The organism is Massilia sp. UMI-21 (assembly GCA_015277795.1).
Taxonomy (GTDB): Bacteria; Pseudomonadota; Gammaproteobacteria; order Burkholderiales; family Burkholderiaceae_D; genus Telluria.
This window is the reverse complement of the sequence record CP063848.1, coordinates 3,230,839-3,248,024: the sequence shown is the minus strand read 5'-3', so window position 1 is coordinate 3,248,024 and position 17,186 is coordinate 3,230,839. Positions and strand designations below refer to the sequence as shown.

Annotated in this window: 17 protein-coding genes; 12 read left to right on the top strand and 5 right to left on the bottom strand. The window is 65.3% G+C overall.

Features of this window, described 5'->3' with window-relative positions; genetic code table 11:
- Positions 1–16: 16 nt before the first annotated feature.
- The 10 genes from IM543_14480 to IM543_14435 all read left to right on the top strand — a co-directional run bounded on the left by IM543_14480 (position 17) and on the right by IM543_14435 (position 10,603).
- Positions 17–1,129, top strand: a complete 1,113-nt coding sequence (locus IM543_14480) for an efflux RND transporter periplasmic adaptor subunit (GenBank protein QOY92805.1) — start codon at positions 17–19, stop codon at positions 1,127–1,129.
- Between the two features lie 63 nt (positions 1,130–1,192).
- Positions 1,193–1,879 carry an ABC transporter ATP-binding protein gene (locus IM543_14475; GenBank protein QOY92804.1) on the top strand — a complete coding sequence of 229 codons (687 nt, stop codon included), beginning with the start codon at positions 1,193–1,195 and terminating at the stop codon, positions 1,877–1,879.
- Complete coding sequence (locus tag IM543_14470; protein QOY92803.1) at positions 1,876–3,027, top strand: FtsX-like permease family protein; 1,152 nt, start codon at positions 1,876–1,878, stop codon at positions 3,025–3,027. The genes IM543_14475 and IM543_14470 overlap by 4 nt, the downstream gene beginning before the upstream one ends.
- Positions 3,028–3,036: 9 nt before the next feature.
- Positions 3,037–4,224 (top strand): ABC transporter permease, encoded by a 1,188-nt coding sequence (locus IM543_14465; protein ID QOY92802.1) that lies wholly within the window; start codon positions 3,037–3,039, stop codon positions 4,222–4,224.
- 126 nt (positions 4,225–4,350) lie between these two features.
- Complete coding sequence (locus IM543_14460) at positions 4,351–4,566, top strand: MbtH family NRPS accessory protein (protein ID QOY92801.1); 216 nt, start codon at positions 4,351–4,353, stop codon at positions 4,564–4,566.
- A 110-nt stretch (positions 4,567–4,676) separates the two neighbouring features.
- Positions 4,677–5,882 (top strand): acyl-CoA dehydrogenase family protein, encoded by a 1,206-nt coding sequence (locus tag IM543_14455; GenBank protein QOY92800.1) that lies wholly within the window; start codon positions 4,677–4,679, stop codon positions 5,880–5,882.
- An 8-nt stretch (positions 5,883–5,890) separates the two neighbouring features.
- Positions 5,891–7,027, top strand: a complete 1,137-nt coding sequence (locus IM543_14450; GenBank protein ID QOY92799.1) for an acyl-CoA dehydrogenase family protein — start codon at positions 5,891–5,893, stop codon at positions 7,025–7,027.
- Positions 7,028–7,131: 104 nt separating this feature from the next.
- Positions 7,132–8,733: an aminotransferase class V-fold PLP-dependent enzyme gene (locus tag IM543_14445; protein QOY92798.1), complete on the top strand. Its 1,602-nt coding sequence runs from the start codon at positions 7,132–7,134 to the stop codon at positions 8,731–8,733.
- Positions 8,730–9,482, top strand: a complete 753-nt coding sequence (locus tag IM543_14440) for a thioesterase (protein QOY92797.1) — start codon at positions 8,730–8,732, stop codon at positions 9,480–9,482. Before IM543_14445 ends, IM543_14440 begins: the two co-directional genes overlap by 4 nt.
- Positions 9,483–9,592: 110 nt before the next feature.
- Complete coding sequence (locus IM543_14435) at positions 9,593–10,603, top strand: dienelactone hydrolase family protein (GenBank protein ID QOY96694.1); 1,011 nt, start codon at positions 9,593–9,595, stop codon at positions 10,601–10,603.
- A gap of 30 nt (positions 10,604–10,633) precedes the next feature.
- Here IM543_14435 and IM543_14430 read toward each other — a convergent pair whose 3' ends face one another.
- From IM543_14430 to IM543_14420, 3 genes are all read right to left on the bottom strand, one after another.
- The gene (locus IM543_14430; protein QOY92796.1) at positions 10,634–11,071 is read right to left on the bottom strand and encodes a hypothetical protein; all 438 of its coding nucleotides are present in this window, start codon (positions 11,069–11,071) and stop codon (positions 10,634–10,636) included.
- A 35-nt stretch (positions 11,072–11,106) separates the two neighbouring features.
- On the bottom strand, positions 11,107–11,835 hold the full coding sequence (locus IM543_14425) for a 4'-phosphopantetheinyl transferase superfamily protein (GenBank protein QOY92795.1): 729 nt from the start codon (positions 11,833–11,835) through the stop codon (positions 11,107–11,109).
- A gap of 140 nt (positions 11,836–11,975) precedes the next feature.
- On the bottom strand, positions 11,976–12,347 hold the full coding sequence (locus IM543_14420; protein ID QOY92794.1) for a MerR family DNA-binding transcriptional regulator: 372 nt from the start codon (positions 12,345–12,347) through the stop codon (positions 11,976–11,978).
- Positions 12,348–12,418: 71 nt separating this feature from the next.
- On the opposite strand from IM543_14420, the gene IM543_14415 reads away from it, so the two are divergent.
- Together IM543_14415 and IM543_14410 are read left to right on the top strand one after the other, a co-directional pair.
- Complete coding sequence (locus IM543_14415; GenBank protein ID QOY92793.1) at positions 12,419–13,654, top strand: NADH:flavin oxidoreductase/NADH oxidase family protein; 1,236 nt, start codon at positions 12,419–12,421, stop codon at positions 13,652–13,654.
- Positions 13,655–13,824: 170 nt separating this feature from the next.
- On the top strand, positions 13,825–14,412 hold the full coding sequence (locus IM543_14410; protein ID QOY92792.1) for a hypothetical protein: 588 nt from the start codon (positions 13,825–13,827) through the stop codon (positions 14,410–14,412).
- Between the two features lie 33 nt (positions 14,413–14,445).
- On the opposite strand, the gene IM543_14405 is transcribed toward IM543_14410, so the two are convergent.
- Positions 14,446–16,158 (bottom strand): AMP-binding protein, encoded by a 1,713-nt coding sequence (locus tag IM543_14405; protein QOY92791.1) that lies wholly within the window; start codon positions 16,156–16,158, stop codon positions 14,446–14,448.
- 152 nt (positions 16,159–16,310) lie between these two features.
- Positions 16,311–16,994 carry a Crp/Fnr family transcriptional regulator gene (locus tag IM543_14400; GenBank protein ID QOY92790.1) on the bottom strand — a complete coding sequence of 228 codons (684 nt, stop codon included), beginning with the start codon at positions 16,992–16,994 and terminating at the stop codon, positions 16,311–16,313.
- Positions 16,995–17,186 lie beyond the last annotated feature (192 nt).

Here is a 17,186-nt window from a genome sequence, read left to right as displayed (position 1 = left end):
TAAGGAGTAATCGTGCGTGGGTAATTTGAATGACACGGCACCGGTCATCGACCAACTTCGCATCGACCGCACGCAGCAGTCGCCAAGGCCCCGCAGCCATCGCACCTGGTGGATCGCCGGTATCGCACTGGTCGCCGCTGGCGGAGCGGCCGCCGGGTTCACCTGGATGAAGCAGGAAGCACAGCCGACCAAGCTGACCGCCGCAGCCCCGGCCCCGGCGGCAGCGCCGGCTGCCGCCGGGAGACTGCCGGACGCCGCGCTCGAGGCGAGCGGCTATGTGGTGGCGAATCGCCAGGCCACGGTAGCGGCGAAGATCATCGGCCGGCTGGAAACGGTTCAGTTCGAGGAAGGCCAGCACGTCAAGGCCGGCCAGGTGCTGGCGACGCTGGACGACACCAATGCCGTGGCCGCCCTGAAGCAGGCGCAGGCGCAGCTGGAGCTGGCCAGGCTCAGCCTCAAGGGGAAAGAGGCGCAATGGGAAATCTCCAAGCGCCTGCTGGAACGGCAGAAGGAACTGCTGGCCAGCGGATGGGTCAGCCGCAATGCGGTCGACAACATCGCCGCCAGCGCAGAGGCGCAGTTCAACGAGGCCATGGTCGCGCGCGGCCAGCTGGCGGTCAGCGCAGCCAGCGTCAACGCCGCCCAGCGCGTCGTGGACGACACGGTGGTGCGGGCGCCGTTCGATGGCGTCGTGACGGTCAAGGCCGCCCAGCCGGGCGAAATCATCTCGCCAAGTTCGGGCGGCGGCGGCTTCACCCGGACCGGCATTTGTACGCTGGTCGACATGGGTTCGCTCGAGGTGAATGTGGACGTGAGCGAAAACTTCATCAACCGGATCACCGAAGGGCAGTCCGCCACGATCACCCTGAATGCATACCGCGACTGGCAGATTCCGGCCGAGGTCATCGCGGTGGTGCCGACCGCGGACCGCAACAAGGCGACGGTGGGCGTGCGCCTGGCGTTGAAAGAGAAGGATCCGCGCGTGCTGCCGCAGATGGGCGTCAACGTGCGCTTCCTGAGCATGCCGGCCACGGGCGGCATCGCCGGCGCCGCGACGGGCGGTATCCGCCTGGCCGTGCGCGGCCAGGGCGCCGGCGGGCGGGCCGTTGGCACGGCCACGGCAAGGTGAAGGACAGCATCGCTTTTCGTAGCAACCAGTCGCGCCGAGTGCGCCTTTGAAAGGGAGTTGGTAATGGTTTCTTTAGAAAATATCGTTAAGAAATACCGGCGCGGCAAGCAGGAGGTGGAGGTGCTCCACGGACTGAATCTCGACATTCCAGAAGGCGAATTCCTGGCCTTGATGGGGCCATCGGGTTCCGGCAAGTCGACGCTGCTGAACCTGATCGGCGGCCTGGACCGGCCGAACTCGGGCGCGGTGCTCATCGGCGGCGAACGTATCGACCAGCTCTCGGACAGTGCCCTGACGGCCTGGCGTGCGCGCCATATCGGGTTCATCTTCCAGTTCTATAACCTGATGCCGATGCTGACCGCCCAGCAGAACATCGAGTTGCCATTGTTGCTGACCTCGCTGACCAAGGCGCAGCGCAAGCGGCATGTGGAGGCGGCGATCGAGATCGTCGGCCTCTCCGGCCGCGCCAGCCACAAGCCGACCGAACTGTCCGGCGGCCAGCAGCAACGGGTCGCGATCGCCCGCGCCATCGTGACCGACCCCACGCTGCTGCTGTGCGACGAACCGACCGGTGACCTCGACCGCGCTTCCGCGATCGAGATCATGAACCTGCTGCAGCGGCTCAACCGCGAGCACGGCAAGACCATCATCGTCGTGACCCACGACCAGATGGCGGCCGACCACGCCACGCGCCAGCTGCATGTGGACAAAGGCTGCCTCGCCCAGACGGCGATGAGGGTCGTTGCATGAATTACTTCTATCTCGTACTCAAGGGTGTATGGCGCAAGCCGCTGCGCACGCTGCTGTCCTTGGCCTCGATCGCGGTGGCCTTCCTGCTGTTCGGCCTGCTCCAGGGCGTCAACGCCAGCTTCGAGGAAGCTGCCGACAAGTCCGGCGCGGACCGGCTCTATGTCCGTAACAAGGTCAGCGACTTCGAAGGACTGTCGATCGCCGCGCTGTCGCAGATCGAAGCGGTGCCGGGGGTGCGCGACGTGGCTTACCAGGTCCTGTTCCCCAGCTTCTACCGCGACCCGGCCAATTCGGTGGTGGCCTTCGCCGTCGACCCGGCGCGCTTCTTCAAGGTCAATTCCGACCTGGTGACGGCGCCCGAGAAGCTGGCCGCCCTGACGGCCACCCGCGCCGGGGTACTGGTGGGCGCCGCACGCGCCCAGCGCGAAGGCTGGAAAGTGGGCGATCGCATCACCCTGCGCTCATCCTACTGGGTCAATGCCGACGGCGGCAGGGACTGGACCTTCGAAGTGGTCGGCTACTACAAGGACAAAGACGAAAAGATCAATTTCCTGACCAACGGGGTGATCATCAACTATTCCTATCTCGACCAGGCGCGCGCCTTCGGTAAGGGACTGGTCGGCGTGTTCCTGGTGAACGTCGACGATCCGGCCGCCGCGCCCCAGGTCGCCCAGGCGATCGATGCGCGCTTCGCGAATTCGTCCTGGCCGACCAAGACCGAGACCATCAAGGACGGCGTCGCGGCGCAGTTGCGCCAGATCGGCGACATCAAGTTCATGGTGTACGCCATCGTCAGCGCGGTCTTCTTCACGCTCCTGTTCTTGACCGGTAACACGACAATGCAATCGGTGCGCGAGCGCGTGCCCGAATTCGCGGTGCTGAAAACCCTCGGCTTCCCCGACAGGGTGGTCCATGGCCTGGTGCTCGGCGAAATCTTCCTGCTGTACGCCGCGTCGGCCCTGCTGGGACTCGGGCTGGCGGCACTGGTCCTGCCGGTGCTGGGCAGCGGCTTCGGCATCGCCGCGATTCCGTCCAGTGTGCTCCTGGCCGGCGTCGGTATCGCCGCCGTCTTGTCGGTCCTTACCGGGCTGATGCCGGCGCTGAAACTCAAGCGCCTCAATCTCGTCGACGCGTTGTCCGGCCGATAAGGAAAGCATATGAACTTCCTACGTCAAATCTTTGCTGTAACTCTTATGAACTTGCGCAATATCCCGCAGAGGATGGGCAGTGCGTCGGTGATCGTCATGGGCATGGCCGGCGTGGTCGCGGTGCTCGTGTCGATCCTGGCGATGGCCAACGGCGCCGAGAACGCGGTCTCGAAAACCGGCAGCCCGGAGCGCGCGATCGTCCTGAACGCGGGCGCCATGTCTGAACTGCTGAGCAACGTCTCGCGTGCCGAGGCGACCGCCATCCAGGACGGGCCCGGCATCGCCCGGGACAAGGACGGCAATGCCCTGGCTTCGGCGGAAAGCATCGTGCTGGTGGAAATGATGCAGAAGTCCGGAACGTCGAGCAACGTCACGCTGCGCGGCGTCGGATCGCAGATCTACGCGGTGCGTCCGGAGCTGAAGATCACGGCCGGCAGGGCGTTCCGGCCCGGCGTGCGCGAGCTGCTCGTCGGCCGTGCGGCGCAGTCGATCTTCCGCGATCTCGACGTCGGCGCAAGGACGACCATCAACGGACAGGTATGGACCATCGTCGGCAGTTTCGCGTCGAACGGCGATTCGCACGAGGCCGAACTGCTGGCCGATAACGAAACCGTCATCTCGGCCTTCCGCCGCGACAGTTTCCAGAGCGTGTCGGTCAAGCTTGCCTCGGCGGACGGTTTCAATGCCTTCCGCGACGCGCTGGCGGCCAATCCGCAACTGGCGGTGACGGCGGTGCGCGAATCCGACTACTACGCCGAGCAATCGAAGCCCTTCGCCAGCACGCTCGCGACGGTGGCCTACCTGGTCGGCGGGATCATGGCGGTGGGCGCGTTCTTCGGTGCGATCAACAGCATGTATTCCGCGGTCAGTACCCGCACTGTGGAAATAGCGACCCTGCGCGCCATCGGTTTCGGCCCGAGTCCGATCGTGGTGTCGATCTTCATCGAGTCGCTGCTGCTGGCCCTGGCCGGTGCTGCGATCGGCGCCGCGCTCGCAGCACTGCTTTACGGCGGCCACACGGTCAACACGAACGGCGGCGGGGTGGCCCAGTCGCAGTACATGTTCGCCATGGCGGTGACCGGCGAGCAGGTCAGGATCGGCATGCTGTGGGCCTGCTTCATCGGTACTGCCGGCGCCTTGTTCCCTTCCATAAAAGCGGCCAGGCTGCCGATCGTCTCCGCCCTGCGCGGAGCATGAACGCATGTTTCAGGAAAAAAGTCGTACCGCCCGTCCGGGACGCGGTTCCAGCGGGTGTTGTCGAAGGCGATGCCACCGCGATCGCAGTGGATATTTTTAGTTGGTTCTACTTCACAGGGAGTTGCAATGATTGATGAGCAAAATGCAGACAGCCGCGTGTACATCGTCCTGGTCAATGACGAGGAGCAGTACTCGCTGTGGCCACGCAACCAGGACGTCCCGGCAGGCTGGCGTTCGATCGATTTCTCGGGCACCAAGGACGAGTGCATGAAGCATGTCGACGAGATCTGGACCGACATGCGGCCGAAGAGCTTGCGCGACAGGATGGCTGCGGCGGCATAAGCACATCGGACATCACGTGTGCCGGTCCGCCCCGCGCGGACCGGCCGGCGCCTGCAGCCAGACCAGTTCCGGCGGCGTTGGATTAACCAGGGCTTTGTGAGAGCTAGACAATGAATTTTGATAGAGATCCGGAAGAAGAAGTATTTCGCCAGGAAGTCCAATCGTTTGTAGCCGACATGTGGAACAAGGCCGACCAGGTTGGCCTCGACCGCAATGTCCCGCTTGCAAGGCGCAGCGTCGAATTCTGGACGCGTGCCCTGCACGGCAAAGGCTACCTGGTACCGACGTGGCCGTCGGAATGGGGTGGCAAAAAGTGGTCGGCCAAGAAGATCTACATCTTGAGCGAGGAACTCGTCAAAGGCGGCGTGCCCGACGGCGACCGCATCGCGCTCGACCTGGTCGCGCCGGTGATTTACACCTACGGCACGCCGGAGCAGAAGCAGCGGCTGCTGCCGCGCATCCTGAATGCCGACGATTTCTGGTGCCAGGGTTTCTCGGAACCCCAGGCCGGGTCCGACTTGTCGCTGATTCGTACCCGCGCTGTCCGCGATGGCGATTTTTATATCGTCAACGGGCAGAAGCTGTGGACCACCAATGCGCACAACGCCGACATGATGTTCGCCCTGGTGCGCGTGAGTTCGGGAGGCAAGCTGCAGCAGGGTTTGTCGTTCCTGCTGATGAACATGCGCGCACCGGGTATCACCGTGCGCCCCGTCATCACCATCGACGGCGGTCACTCCGTCAATGAAGTGTTCCTGCAGGATGTGCGGGTTCCGGTCAAGAACCTGATCGGCGAAGAAGGCAAGGGCTGGCAGTATGCGCGCTACCTGCTGTCGAACGAGCGGGTGGCCGTGGCCGCCGCACCGCAGACCCGGAAAGACCTGGGCAAGCTGAAGATGATGGCCAGGACCGAGCTCCGCAACGGCCGTCCGCTGATCGAGGACACGATGTTCCGTGCCAAGCTGTCCCAGCTCGAGATCGACCTGGTGGCGCTCGAATTTTCCATCATGCGGATGATCGACATGATGGCCACCAATGACCCCGCCGCCGAACGCCTCGGTCCGGTGCTCAAGATCCGCGGCTCGGAACTGCGCCAGCGCGTGAGCGAATTGCAGATGCTGGCCCTGGGCGAGCGTGGCCTCGCGTTCTTCGCGCCGCCCATGAGCGGAAGTCACGTTCCCGAGCTGGTGCCCCCGGGGCCGGAATATGCGCCCGGCGTCACCTCCACATTCATGTTCCGTCGTTCGACTTCGATTGCTGCCGGCAGCAACGAAATACAACGGAATATTCTCGCAACGTCCGGTTTGGCACTGTAGGAGTCACCATGGATCTATCGTACTCGTCGGAACAAATCGCGCTCCAGGAAGCTGTCCGACGCTTCTGCGACAAGAATTACAATTTTTTGCTGCGCAATAAGATATTGCAGGGCAGCGAAGGCCGGGAACCCAATCACTGGAAGCTATTTGCCGAGCTCGGGTGGCTGGGCGCCGGGCTGCCGGAAGACGTCGGCGGCTCGGGTGGCTCGGCGATCGAGGTCTCGATCCTGACTGAGGCGTTCGGCCGTGCGCTGGTGGTCGAGCCTTTCATCCCGTGTGCCGTCCTGGCTGCCCAGGTCGTCAACGCGGGGGCCTCCGCCGAGCAGCGCCGTGACCTGCTGGGGCCGCTGGTGGGCGGGGAATTGATGCTGGCGTTCGCCCACGGCGAGACGCAGGCCGGTGGCCGGCCGCAATACGTCGCCACCCGCGCAGTCCAGCGAGCAGACGGGCAATATGTACTGGACGGCGAAAAAACCGTGGTGCTGGGCGGGCCGTTCGCCGAGAAGTTCGTCGTGTCCGCACGTACCGCGGGCGACAGTGGCGACCGCGATGGCATCAGCCTGTTCCTGGTGAGCATGGACAGCGCGGGCATTACACGCAAGAACTATCGCCTGGTGGACGGTACCCGCGCCTCGGACCTGGTCCTGGACCAGGTCGTCCTGCCGCCGTACGCACTGCTGGGGCAGGCCGGCGGCGCGATCGATGCGATCGAGCTGGCGATCGACCACGCGGCCACGGCGGCCTGTGCCGAAGCCTGCGGCGCCATGGATTCGGTGCTGTGGCTGACCCGCGATTACCTGAAGACGCGTAACCAGTACGGTGCGACGCTCAATACCTACCAGGCCTTGCAGCATCGGATGGCCGACATGCTGGTCGAGAGCGAGATGTCGCGCTCGATGCTGTTCAATGCGCTCAACGCGATGCAGCAGGACGACGCCGACGCGCGCCGCAAAGGCGTGTCCGCCTCGAAGGTGCTGATCGGACAACGCGGACAGTTCGTCGGGTCGAATGCGATTCAGCTGCACGGCGGCATGGGGGTCACCGAGGAATACATCATCGGCCACTACTTCAAGCGTCTGGTGACGATCGGTGCACAGTTCGGACACACCGACTACCACCTCGAGCGTTTCGGCAGCTTCGCGTAGTCCTGCGCAGCACCTGCCTGCGACACGGCCGGGAGGCCGGCGGGCAGGTCGCGCCAGCCCGGTTCGCGCTTTACTGACATTGCATTCACTGCCCGAGACAGAACATGGCCCTTTCCGACTTGCAAGTCCTTCTTCAGCAGAACTTTTCGCTCGAGACTCTGGAACGTGATCCGGCGCTGCTCCTGCGCGCACTGGGCATGGTGCGCGACTGCCTCTCGACCGAGGGCAAGACGCCATACCCGACGACCCCCTTCGAGGCGCTCGCCGCCACCTTCGCCGCGCAGGCCTGGCCGGCCGACGGCATCGGTATCGACCCTTTCCTGGATGAGTTGCAGCACACTGTGCTGCAACACACCGCCCAGCTGAATCATCCGATGTTCATCGGGCACATGACCCAGGCGCTGCCATGGTTCAGTGTGGTGATCGAGGCGTTGACGGCGGCGCTGAATCAGAACCAGGTCAAGATCGAGACCGCCTATGCGTCGACGCTGGTCGAGAAGCAGGTCATCGGCTGGCTGCACCGCAAGGTGTACCGTAACGAGCCTGCCTTCTACGAGACGGCCTTGTGTGCGAAGGGCCAGGCCATCGGCAACGCCGTCAGCGGCGGTACGCTCGGCAACCTCACGGCCCTGGCCGTGGCACTCGAAACCCGCCTGCCGGGCACCCGCAAGGAAGGCCTGCATGCGGCCCTGGCCAGCTGCGGCCACGAAGGGCTTGCCGTGATCGGCTCGCAGCGCCTGCATTATTCGATGAAAAAGGCGATCGGTACGCTCGGACTGGGCGAGAATGCCCTGCATCTGGTCCCGGTGGACAGCGAGCAGCGGATCGACCTCGACCAGCTCGAGAAGAAGATCGACGAGCTGCGGCGGCGGCGCATCAAGATCGTCGCACTGGTCGGCATCGCGGGCACGACCGAGACGGGAGCGATCGATCCGCTCGCGGAACTGGCCGCCATCGCGAAGCGCGAGGGCGCCTGGTTCCACGTCGACGCCGCGTGGGGCGGGGCCTTGCTGGTCGCGGACCGGTTCAGGGACCTGTACGCCGGCGTCGAGTGCGCCGATTCCATCGTCATCGACGGACACAAGCTGTTCTGGGTGCCGATGGCGCAGGGCCTGGTGCTGTTCAAGGACCAGGCCAGCCTCGACTGCCTCAAGCACAACGCGAACTACATCATCCGCAACAATTCAGCCGATCTCGGCCAGACTACCCTGGAAGGGTCGCGCCGTTTCGACGCCCTCAAGCTGTGGGCGTCGTTCAAGATATTCGGCGAGAGCGGTTACGACATGCTGTTGACGCGGGTCGCCGAGGTGGCTTCGACCATGCGCGCCCTGGTGCTGGACCAGCAGGACTTCGAACTGACCAGCGATTCGAGCACGTTCATCCTGACCTACCGCTTCGTCCCGCGCGCGTGGGGCCAGCGCATGGCCGAACTGCTGGCCGCGGGCCGCATGGAGGAAGCGGCGAGCCTCAACCACAGGCTGAATGTCCTCAACAGCGGCTTGCAGGGCCGCCAGAAGCAGAACGGCAAGAGCTTCGTCTCGCGGACGGTGCTGGAACTCGCGCCATTTCCGGAGGGCGTGACCGTGTTGCGCGCCGTGCTCACCAATGTACACACGACCGCTGCCCACCTGCGCGCCATCTTGCACGAACAGCGCGAGCTGGGCAGCCGTCTCATGCAAGAGCTTGAACTGGAGGAACAACCATGAAATCGACACCCTGGATGGTACGGCAGACCTGCGCGCGGCCGCTTGCGCGCCTGTTCTGCTTTTCCTACGCGGGCGGAAGCGCAGCCAATTACCGGGCCTGGCATGGCGAGCTGGCGCCGGCGATCGAGGTATGCGCGATGCAGTTGCCGGGACGTGGAGCGCGTTTCAGCGAAACGCCGATGAGCAGCATGGTCGAGATCGTGCAGGCCGCGGCCGCGGAGATCGCCCGCCAGGACGACGGCAAGCCGTTCTACTTCCTGGGGCACAGCCTGGGCGGACTGCTGGCGTTCGAGGTGGCGCGCCACTGCCAGGCGCACGCATTGCCCATGCCGGAGCACCTGTTCGTGGCCGGCTGTGCGGCGCCGCAGATGCGCGGACCGTCGAACAACCTGCATACCCTGAGCGACCGCGATTTTCTCGCCGCCCTGCGCGACTACGGCGGAACGGCGCCGGAAGTCCTGGCCTCGCAGGAACTGATGCAACTGCTGTTGCCGATGATGCGCGCGGATTTCGGCCTGGCGGAAGAGTACGATTACCGGACGGCTCCCTTGCTCGAGATCCCGATCACCGTGCTGGCAGGCGAGTCCGATGACCTGGTCAGCCCCGCCCAGGCCAAAGCCTGGCAGCTGGAAACCGATCAGGCCTTCGGTGTCGAGTGGTTCAACGGGAACCATTTTTTCGTCGACGTCCATCGCCGCCCGATCCAGCAGCTTGTCCGCAACAGGGCGCTTGCCGTCGTACGCGCCTAGCACGGCGCGGTGGCCCCGCGCCGGGTGCGCGTATGTACGCGATTACTGTTGCGTTCGCTATCTTTCCTGGCGCAGAATGAGGCGTGTTCAGCACGCTGCCGGGGGCGCGTATGAAGTGGGTGTTTCGGGCGGGGATTGCCGTCCTGCTGCTGTTGGCAGCGGTCGCCGGGGTGGCGGTCGCGACCGCTTTGCGGACGGAGCGGCCCGTCGGTTTCCAGCGCGTGCAGACGGCGGATCCCCATGGTAAGCCTTTCTCCGTGGGGATATGGTATCCCACCGATGCACGTCCGTGGCCGACGGCGTTCGCGCTGACCGGCTTGATGGACGTGGCCAAGAACGCGCCGGTCGCCGGGAACGCCTTGCCCCTGATCGTCATCTCCCATGGGAATGGCGGGTCCTTCGCCAGCCATTCCGATTTGGCGATGGCACTGGCGAATGCCGGGTATGTCGTCGCCGCGCCGACCCATCCGGGAGACAACTACCTGGACCAGAGCGCCATCCTGTCGGCACGCTTCGCTTCCGATCGAACCCGGCAACTCAGCGCCACCATCGACTACATGCTTGCAGATTGGACCGGGCATGAGCGGATCGATGCCGCGCGCATTGGCGCCTTCGGGTTTTCCATGGGAGGATTCACGGTGCTCACGGCTGTCGGCGCCAGGCCCGACCTGCGCGGCATCGCCAGCCATTGCGCGCAGTCTGCCGATCCCCTGTGTACCGGCCTGCGTCAAGCGAGGTCGCCGCTGCTGGACCCGGATGCGGTAGCCGGGGACAAGGTCGCGCCGGATCCCAGGATCAGGACGGCGGTGCTGGCGGCGCCGGGACTCGAATTCACCTTCACGAACCAGCGGCTCGCGCCTGTCGCCGTTCCGGTACAGATGTGGAGCGCGGCACGGGACCGGAACGTGAAGGACTCCCGCACGATACGCAATGGGCTCGGCTCCAGGGTCGAATTCCACGAGGTGCCGAACGCCGGTCATTACTCGTTCATGGCGCCCTGCCTGGTGCTGAAACCGCGTGTCTTGTGTACGGATCCGCCAGGCTTTGACCGCAAGGGCTTCCATGCGCACATGAATGCGGCAGTCGCGGCGTTTTTTTCCACGAACCTGGATCGACCCTGAGATCTCCCGGCGCCCGGGCGCCGGCCTTGCCTACGCGCCCGCCATGGGATCGGGCGATGCCGGTCCCGGGATCGGCTGTTTGCGCAGCAGGACCCACAAGGTGTATATGCCGAGCGCGGTACCGATCGGAATGATGAACAGGTCGAGAACGCCGAACAGGATGAGCATGATACGTCCGCTGGGCCTGCCCCTGAGCAGGAAGACGCCGCCCAGGATCTGGGCCACAGCCAGCGCCAGGCGGACCACGATCGCGATCGCCCCGATCTCGACAACGAACTCGGGAATCCTCGAATAGCTGCCGACCGCCGTGGCGCCGCTCACCCCCAGGACCAGGAATGAAACGAAGGTGCTGAGCACGCTGAAGGCGATATGCAGGACGCCGACGATACGGGTATGGATATCCATTTTCTCTCCAGGCAAAGACGCCATGACGCCGGCGCGCATGGAGAGATAGTACTGATCAGTCATGCCCACGTCCAGGGGAGAATGCCGTGCAGCCGCGTCTAGCGGACGAAGGCAGTCAGGACCGCGCCGCCGCCGAGCACGCGAAAATGCACGCGGCCGATGCAGCCGCTGTGCATGTCCGCGCACAAATCCTCGGTGACAGAAAATGCTACGTGGCCGCGCTCGACGTCGATCGCCAGGATGCGCAAGGCTTCGAAACCGAAGAAGCGCCCGACGGATGGGTACATTCCCTTGTAAAAGCTTTCCTTGACAGAGAAGGCAAGGGCCAGCAGGGTGGCTTCCGGCATGTCCGGTCGGGCTGCCGCGAGTACCCCGAGCTCGGCAGGCGAAAGCGCGGTTGCGATCACGCTGGCCCGGGCGTCGGGCGACAGCGGCACTTCAATGTCGATGCCGACGCCGCGCCCTTGCGCCGACGGCAGCACGGTGGCGGCGCACCACGGCGCCGCATGCGTGATGCTGCCGATGACCCCGGACGGCCACACCGGCTCGCGCTGCGCCCCGCTGGTGACCGGATGGTTCGCAAGGCCGTATGGATCCAGTGCCAGGCGCGCCGCGAGCCGGCCGAAAAAATAGTCCGCCTGGCGCCGGGAAACGCTGCGTTCGATGTGGGCGGGCAAGTGAATGCCCGCCGTATCGAAAGCACGTGCATGGAATCGATGCGGCTCGTACTCGATCAGAGGGATCGTCAGGCGAAACCCGTCGATGCTCCAGCGTAAGCGCTCGATGCGTAGCAGGCCGAATGCATCGAGGAAGGAAGAGGTCTGCATGATGACGCCAGAAAAAAATTCATTTTGCCAAATTTATGTCCCGCAGTGACAAAATTCTTGGCGCCACAGGCACGCCGCTCACCGCTGTTCGTGGAAAGCGCCTGCTGTTCGTGGAAGACGCCGGCGTCTTGCAAGGCGATTCAGAGGCTGCCGGGGCATTCACCGGCGGCCCATGCCGCTTCGACCTCTTGCCTGGTGCGCTCGAGTGACGCGCGCTGCTCGGTCAGGGCCTGCATCATGTGCTCGATGTCGCGCAGTCGGTCCTCAAGGCTGTTCAACAGACCAGCTTTCAAGGCCGGCCCCTCGAGCTTGGTCACCGCCAGTATCGCCTCCAGCGTGAAGCCCAGGCCCTGGCCGATCTGGATCAGCCTGATTCGCTCCAGCGCGGACTCGCCATAGACCCGGTAACCATTGCCGGAACGCTCCGCGTGGGGCATCAGGCCCGCCTGTTCGTAGTAACGGATTGCGGATGCCGAAATGCCGGCACGCTGCGCCAGTTCGCCGATCTTCATTTTATCGCTTGACCTTGAAGTGAGCTTTAATCTTAGTATGGCGCATCTTACCTACAAATTTCAGATCGCATATGCTCTTCGAACCCCTCACCCTGCCCAATGGCAGCCGCCTTCCCAACCGCCTGGCCAAGGCCGCGATGGAGGAGAGCATGGCCGAATCGGGTCAATTGCCCGGGGCCGCCATCCGCCGCCTGTACCAGCGCTGGGCGCAGGGCGGCGCCGGACTGCTTATCACCGGCAACGTGATGATCGACAGCCGCGCCCTGACCGGGCCGGCCACCATCGCCCTGGAAGCCGGCACGCCGCTGGCGCCGTTCACGACCTGGGCGCACGCCGCGCGGGAAGGCGGCGCGCAGGTGTGGATGCAGTTGAATCATCCGGGCCGCCAGGTGATGGCAAACATGGGCGGCCTGGCGTGGGCGCCTTCCGCGGTGGCGCTGGATCTGGGCAAACACAGCAAACTGTTCGCACAGCCGCAGGCCATGAGTGCGGCCAACATCGACGAGGTGATCCGGCGCTTCGCCGACACCGCCCATGCGGCGGAACAGGCGGGATTCAACGGTGTGCAGATCCATGCGGCGCATGGCTACCTGCTGTCGCAATTCCTGTCGCCGCTGACGAACCGCCGCGATGACGAATGGGGCGGCAGTCTTGCCAACCGTGCGCGCTTGCTGCTGGCGGTGGTGCGCGCGGTGCGCGCGCGCGTGTCGGCGCAATTCAGCGTCGCGGTCAAGCTCAATTCGGCCGACTTCCAGCGCGGCGGCTTCTCGGAAGACGATGCGCGCCAGGTCGTGCTGCTGTTGAACGAACTGCCGGTCGACCTGATCGAGCTGTCCGGAGGCAGCTACGAAAGCCCTGCCATGCAAGGCCGCACCGCCGACGGCCGCACCCTGGCGCGCGAAGCCTACTTCCTGGAATTCGCCAAAGCGCTGGCCGCCGTCGCCCGGATGCCGGTCATGACCACTGGCGGGATTGCCCGCCGCGAGATCGCGGAGCAGGTGCTGGCAAGCGGCGTGGCGGTCGTCGGTATCGCTACCGCGCTGTCGGTAGCGCCGGACTTGCCGCGGCAATGGCGCGCGGGCCAGACACCGCTTGCCAGCGCGCAGCCGGTCAACTGGAAAGACAAGACACTGGGCAGTATCGCCAGCATGGCCCTGGTGCGCCGCCGGATGCGTGCGCTGGGCGCCGGCCGGAGCGGCGCCGGCAGCTTGCATCCCCTGTACACGCTGCTGACCGACCAACTGCGGGCCAGCATGCACACGCGACGTTATCGGAATTGGCTGGGGGCGCAAGGCTCGCGCGGCTAGGCGTTTACGGCGGAAGGAGTCTGGCGCCCAGGGGGGGGCGCCGGTCCTGGCCCTTGTACACCCGCCCGTACCCCGGGATTTGCTAAGATGTCTCCTTTGACACAGCGACAAGCGCGCCGCCGAAGGGCGGGCTGCTACCTGAACCTTCCCATGACACGCGGTATCCGGCAATGATTCCATTGAGCTTCAACGACATCGCGGTCGGCGCGCGCCTGGTCGAGGCCCTGATACGCCAGGCGAGCACCCTGCGCAGCATGCCGATCACTTACAGTGACCTGCTCACGCTGGCGCGCTCGCTGCACCCCAAGGACGAGGTGCTTGGCCGCGCGGTACCCGTGGGTATCGGTCCCAAACTGCTGTTCGTGCAAGGCTTCTGCGCTGTGCACGGCTATCCCAACCTGGCCTGCCTGGCGGTGAACAGGGAGACCCTGCTGCCCGGGCCCGGCTACGAGGGCGACCGCGAAGCCGACAGGCGCGCCGTCGCCGGCTTCGACTGGAGCGTCGCCGATGCGCAGTTGGCGGCGTACGTGGATGCGATCCGCAGCAAGGTGCCGGCACGCTTCAAGCCGCGCAAGGAGCGGCCTGCGGACGTGGCCTGGTACGCCTATTTCTGCTCGCACCGGGCGGCCTGCGAGAAACTCACGCCGGAGGACAAGCAGGAGATCATCAACCAGATGATGGCCGGGCTGGACCCCGAGGCGGCGCTGGCGCGCGTGCTGGCTGCGAAACAGGACTTCGGCAGCGCGTCCATCGGCTGAGACCGAACTCCACGAGATGCCCGCGCTCGCGCCTCAAGCGTCCTGCCCCAGCCCCAGGTCGGTACCGATCTGCTCGCGCAACACGAACTTCTGGATCTTGCCGGTCACCGTCATCGGGAAGGCCTCCATGAAGCGCACGTAGCGGGGAATCTTGTAGTGCGCGATCTGGCCGCGGCAGAAGGCCTGGATGTCCTCGGCGCTGGCCTCCTGGCCGGGACGCAGGATGATGCAGGCGCACAGTTCCTCGCCGTACTTCGGGTCGGGCACGCCGATGCACTGGACGTCCAGGACCTTTGGATGGCGGTACAGGAACTCCTCGATCTCGCGCGGGTAGATGTTCTCGCCGCCACGGATCACCATGTCCTTGCAGCGTCCGACGATCGCCGCGAAGCCGCTTTCATCGATCACCGCCAGGTCGCCGGTATGCAGCCAGCGGGCGGCGTCGATGGTGGCGCGGGTCTTTTCTTCGTCGCCCCAGTAGCCGAGCATCACCGAGTAGCCGCGCGTCAGCAGTTCGCCTTTCACGCCGCGCGGGACGATCGCGCCGCCCGCGTCCACCACCTTGCACTCGATGTGCGGGTGGACGCGGCCGATGGTCGACACGCGCAGCGCGGCCGGATCGTCGACCGCGCTCTGGAACGAGACCGGCGAGGTCTCGGTCATGCCGTAGGCGATCGTGATCTCCGCCATGTGCATGGTCTGCATGACCCGGTTCATCACCTCGGCCGGGCAGGGCGAGCCGGCCATGATGCCGGTGCGCAGCGTGGACAGGTCGTAGCGCGCGAAGCCCGGATGTTCGAGCAGGGCGATGAACATGGTGGGCACGCCGTGCAGGCCGGTGCAGCGCTCGGCCTGCACGGTTTCCAGCACGGCCTCGGGGTCGAAGCCGGCGCCCGGAAACACCATGGTTGCGCCATGCGTCACGCAGGCCATGTTCCCGAGCACCATGCCGAAGCAGTGGTACAGCGGCACCGGGATGCAGAGGCGGTCGGCGCTCGTCAGGCACATCGCCTCGCCGACGAAGAAGCCGTTGTTCAGGATGTTGTGGTGGCTCAGCGTCGCGCCTTTCGGCGCGCCGGTGGTGCCCGAGGTGAACTGGATGTTCACTGGATCGTCGAACTGCACCGCGTCTTCCACCTGGCGCAGGCGCGCCAGGGCATCGGCCTTGGGCCGCGCCAGCAGCGTGTCGAAATCGAGCATGCCGTCCGTGTGCCCGGGGCCGAGGCGGATCACGTGGCGCAGGTGGGGCAGGCTGTCGTCGTGGAGCTCGGTGGCAGCAGCGCCGGCGCCACTGGCGCGCTGGCGCAGCGCGGGCACGACCTCGCGCACCATCTCGAGGTAGTCGCTGGTCTTGAAGCCGGGAGCGAGGATCAGGGCGCTGCACTGGACCTTGTCGAGCGCATAGGCGAGTTCCGAGCGGCGGTAGGCCGGGTTGATGTTGACCATGACCAGCCCGGCACGCGCGGTGGCGAACTGCACCAGCACCCACTCGGCGCAATTCGGCGCCCAGATCCCGACCCGCTGGCCCGGCGCCAGCCCCAGCGCGAGCAGGTTGGCGGCCACCCGCGAGACCCGCTCGTCGAACTCGGCGTAGGTCCAGCGGATGTCCTGGCAGGGCACGACCAGCGCCTCGCGCTCGCCATGGCGCGCCGCGATGGTCGCCAGATGGGCGCCGATCGATGCGCCGATCAAGGGCGTATTGCTGGGTCCATGAACATAGCTCCATTGCTGCTGTTGCTGCTGCATAGTGGTCTCCTGATATCGTGTTTTGCTTGCTCGCCGCCGGGCGGGGATAGCGCATAGGGTAGTCGCGATTGCGCGCGCTGACTGTTCACGCAACAACAATTTCCTGGAAGAAGGGTGCTCCATGAAGGTGGCCCGTGCAGGCGCGCCGGCGTTCAGCGGAAGGCGGAGGCGCGCAAGGCGGCCAGGTCGAGGATCTCGATACTGCCATAGCGCGCCGCGACGATCCCGTCCTGCTCGAGATGGCGCAAGGCGCGGTTGACGATGCCGCGCGAGACCCCGGCCAGGAAGGCGAGCTCTTCCTGTGAAAGCTGGAGCGTGGTGGTGGTGCCCGGATACAGCACCGGATTGAACAGCTCGGCGAGGCACAGGGCCACGTGGCGCTCCGGCGCATACGAGCGCAGGTGCTCGCAGCGGATCACGAACTGCGCCAGGCGGGTGTTGAGCTGGCCGATCAGGTAGTGGTTGAACGCGATGCTGCAGCCCAGCAGCCAGTGGAAGGTAGCGGCGGGGACCTGCGCCACGCGGCATTCGCGCAGCGCGACCACATCGTAGGGGCGGCGCTCGTGCTTGAACACCGAGCCTTCGCCGAACCAGCCGCCGCGCGGGATGCCGATCAGGGTGGTCGGCTTGCCGTCGGGGCCCACGTTGGACACCTTGACCAGGCCTTCGATCACGCCGTACCAGTAGTCGGAGCGCTGCCCGTTCCTGCAGATGGCTTCACCGGGGCCGGCGCCCGTCTCGGACAGGTCCCGCAGGACCCGCTCCAGTTGGTCCGGCGTCAATAGCTGTCCCCAGGCGGAAGCTGTGACGAAATTCCTGACTGCTTCAGTTGCCATTGCTCTTGCCAGCCTTGCCACGCAAACAAAGCAACATTTTATCGTCGTTTGCCGTCCGCCGGCGGCGCTGGCGTCGTCCCATGACGATGCGCGCAAAATCGGCACTGCCGGCGAGGTCTTGCCGGCCCGAAGGGCGGGCGCAGGGGGGCTGATGGCGTTACCGCATATAATTGTCAAACGTATACTATGCGC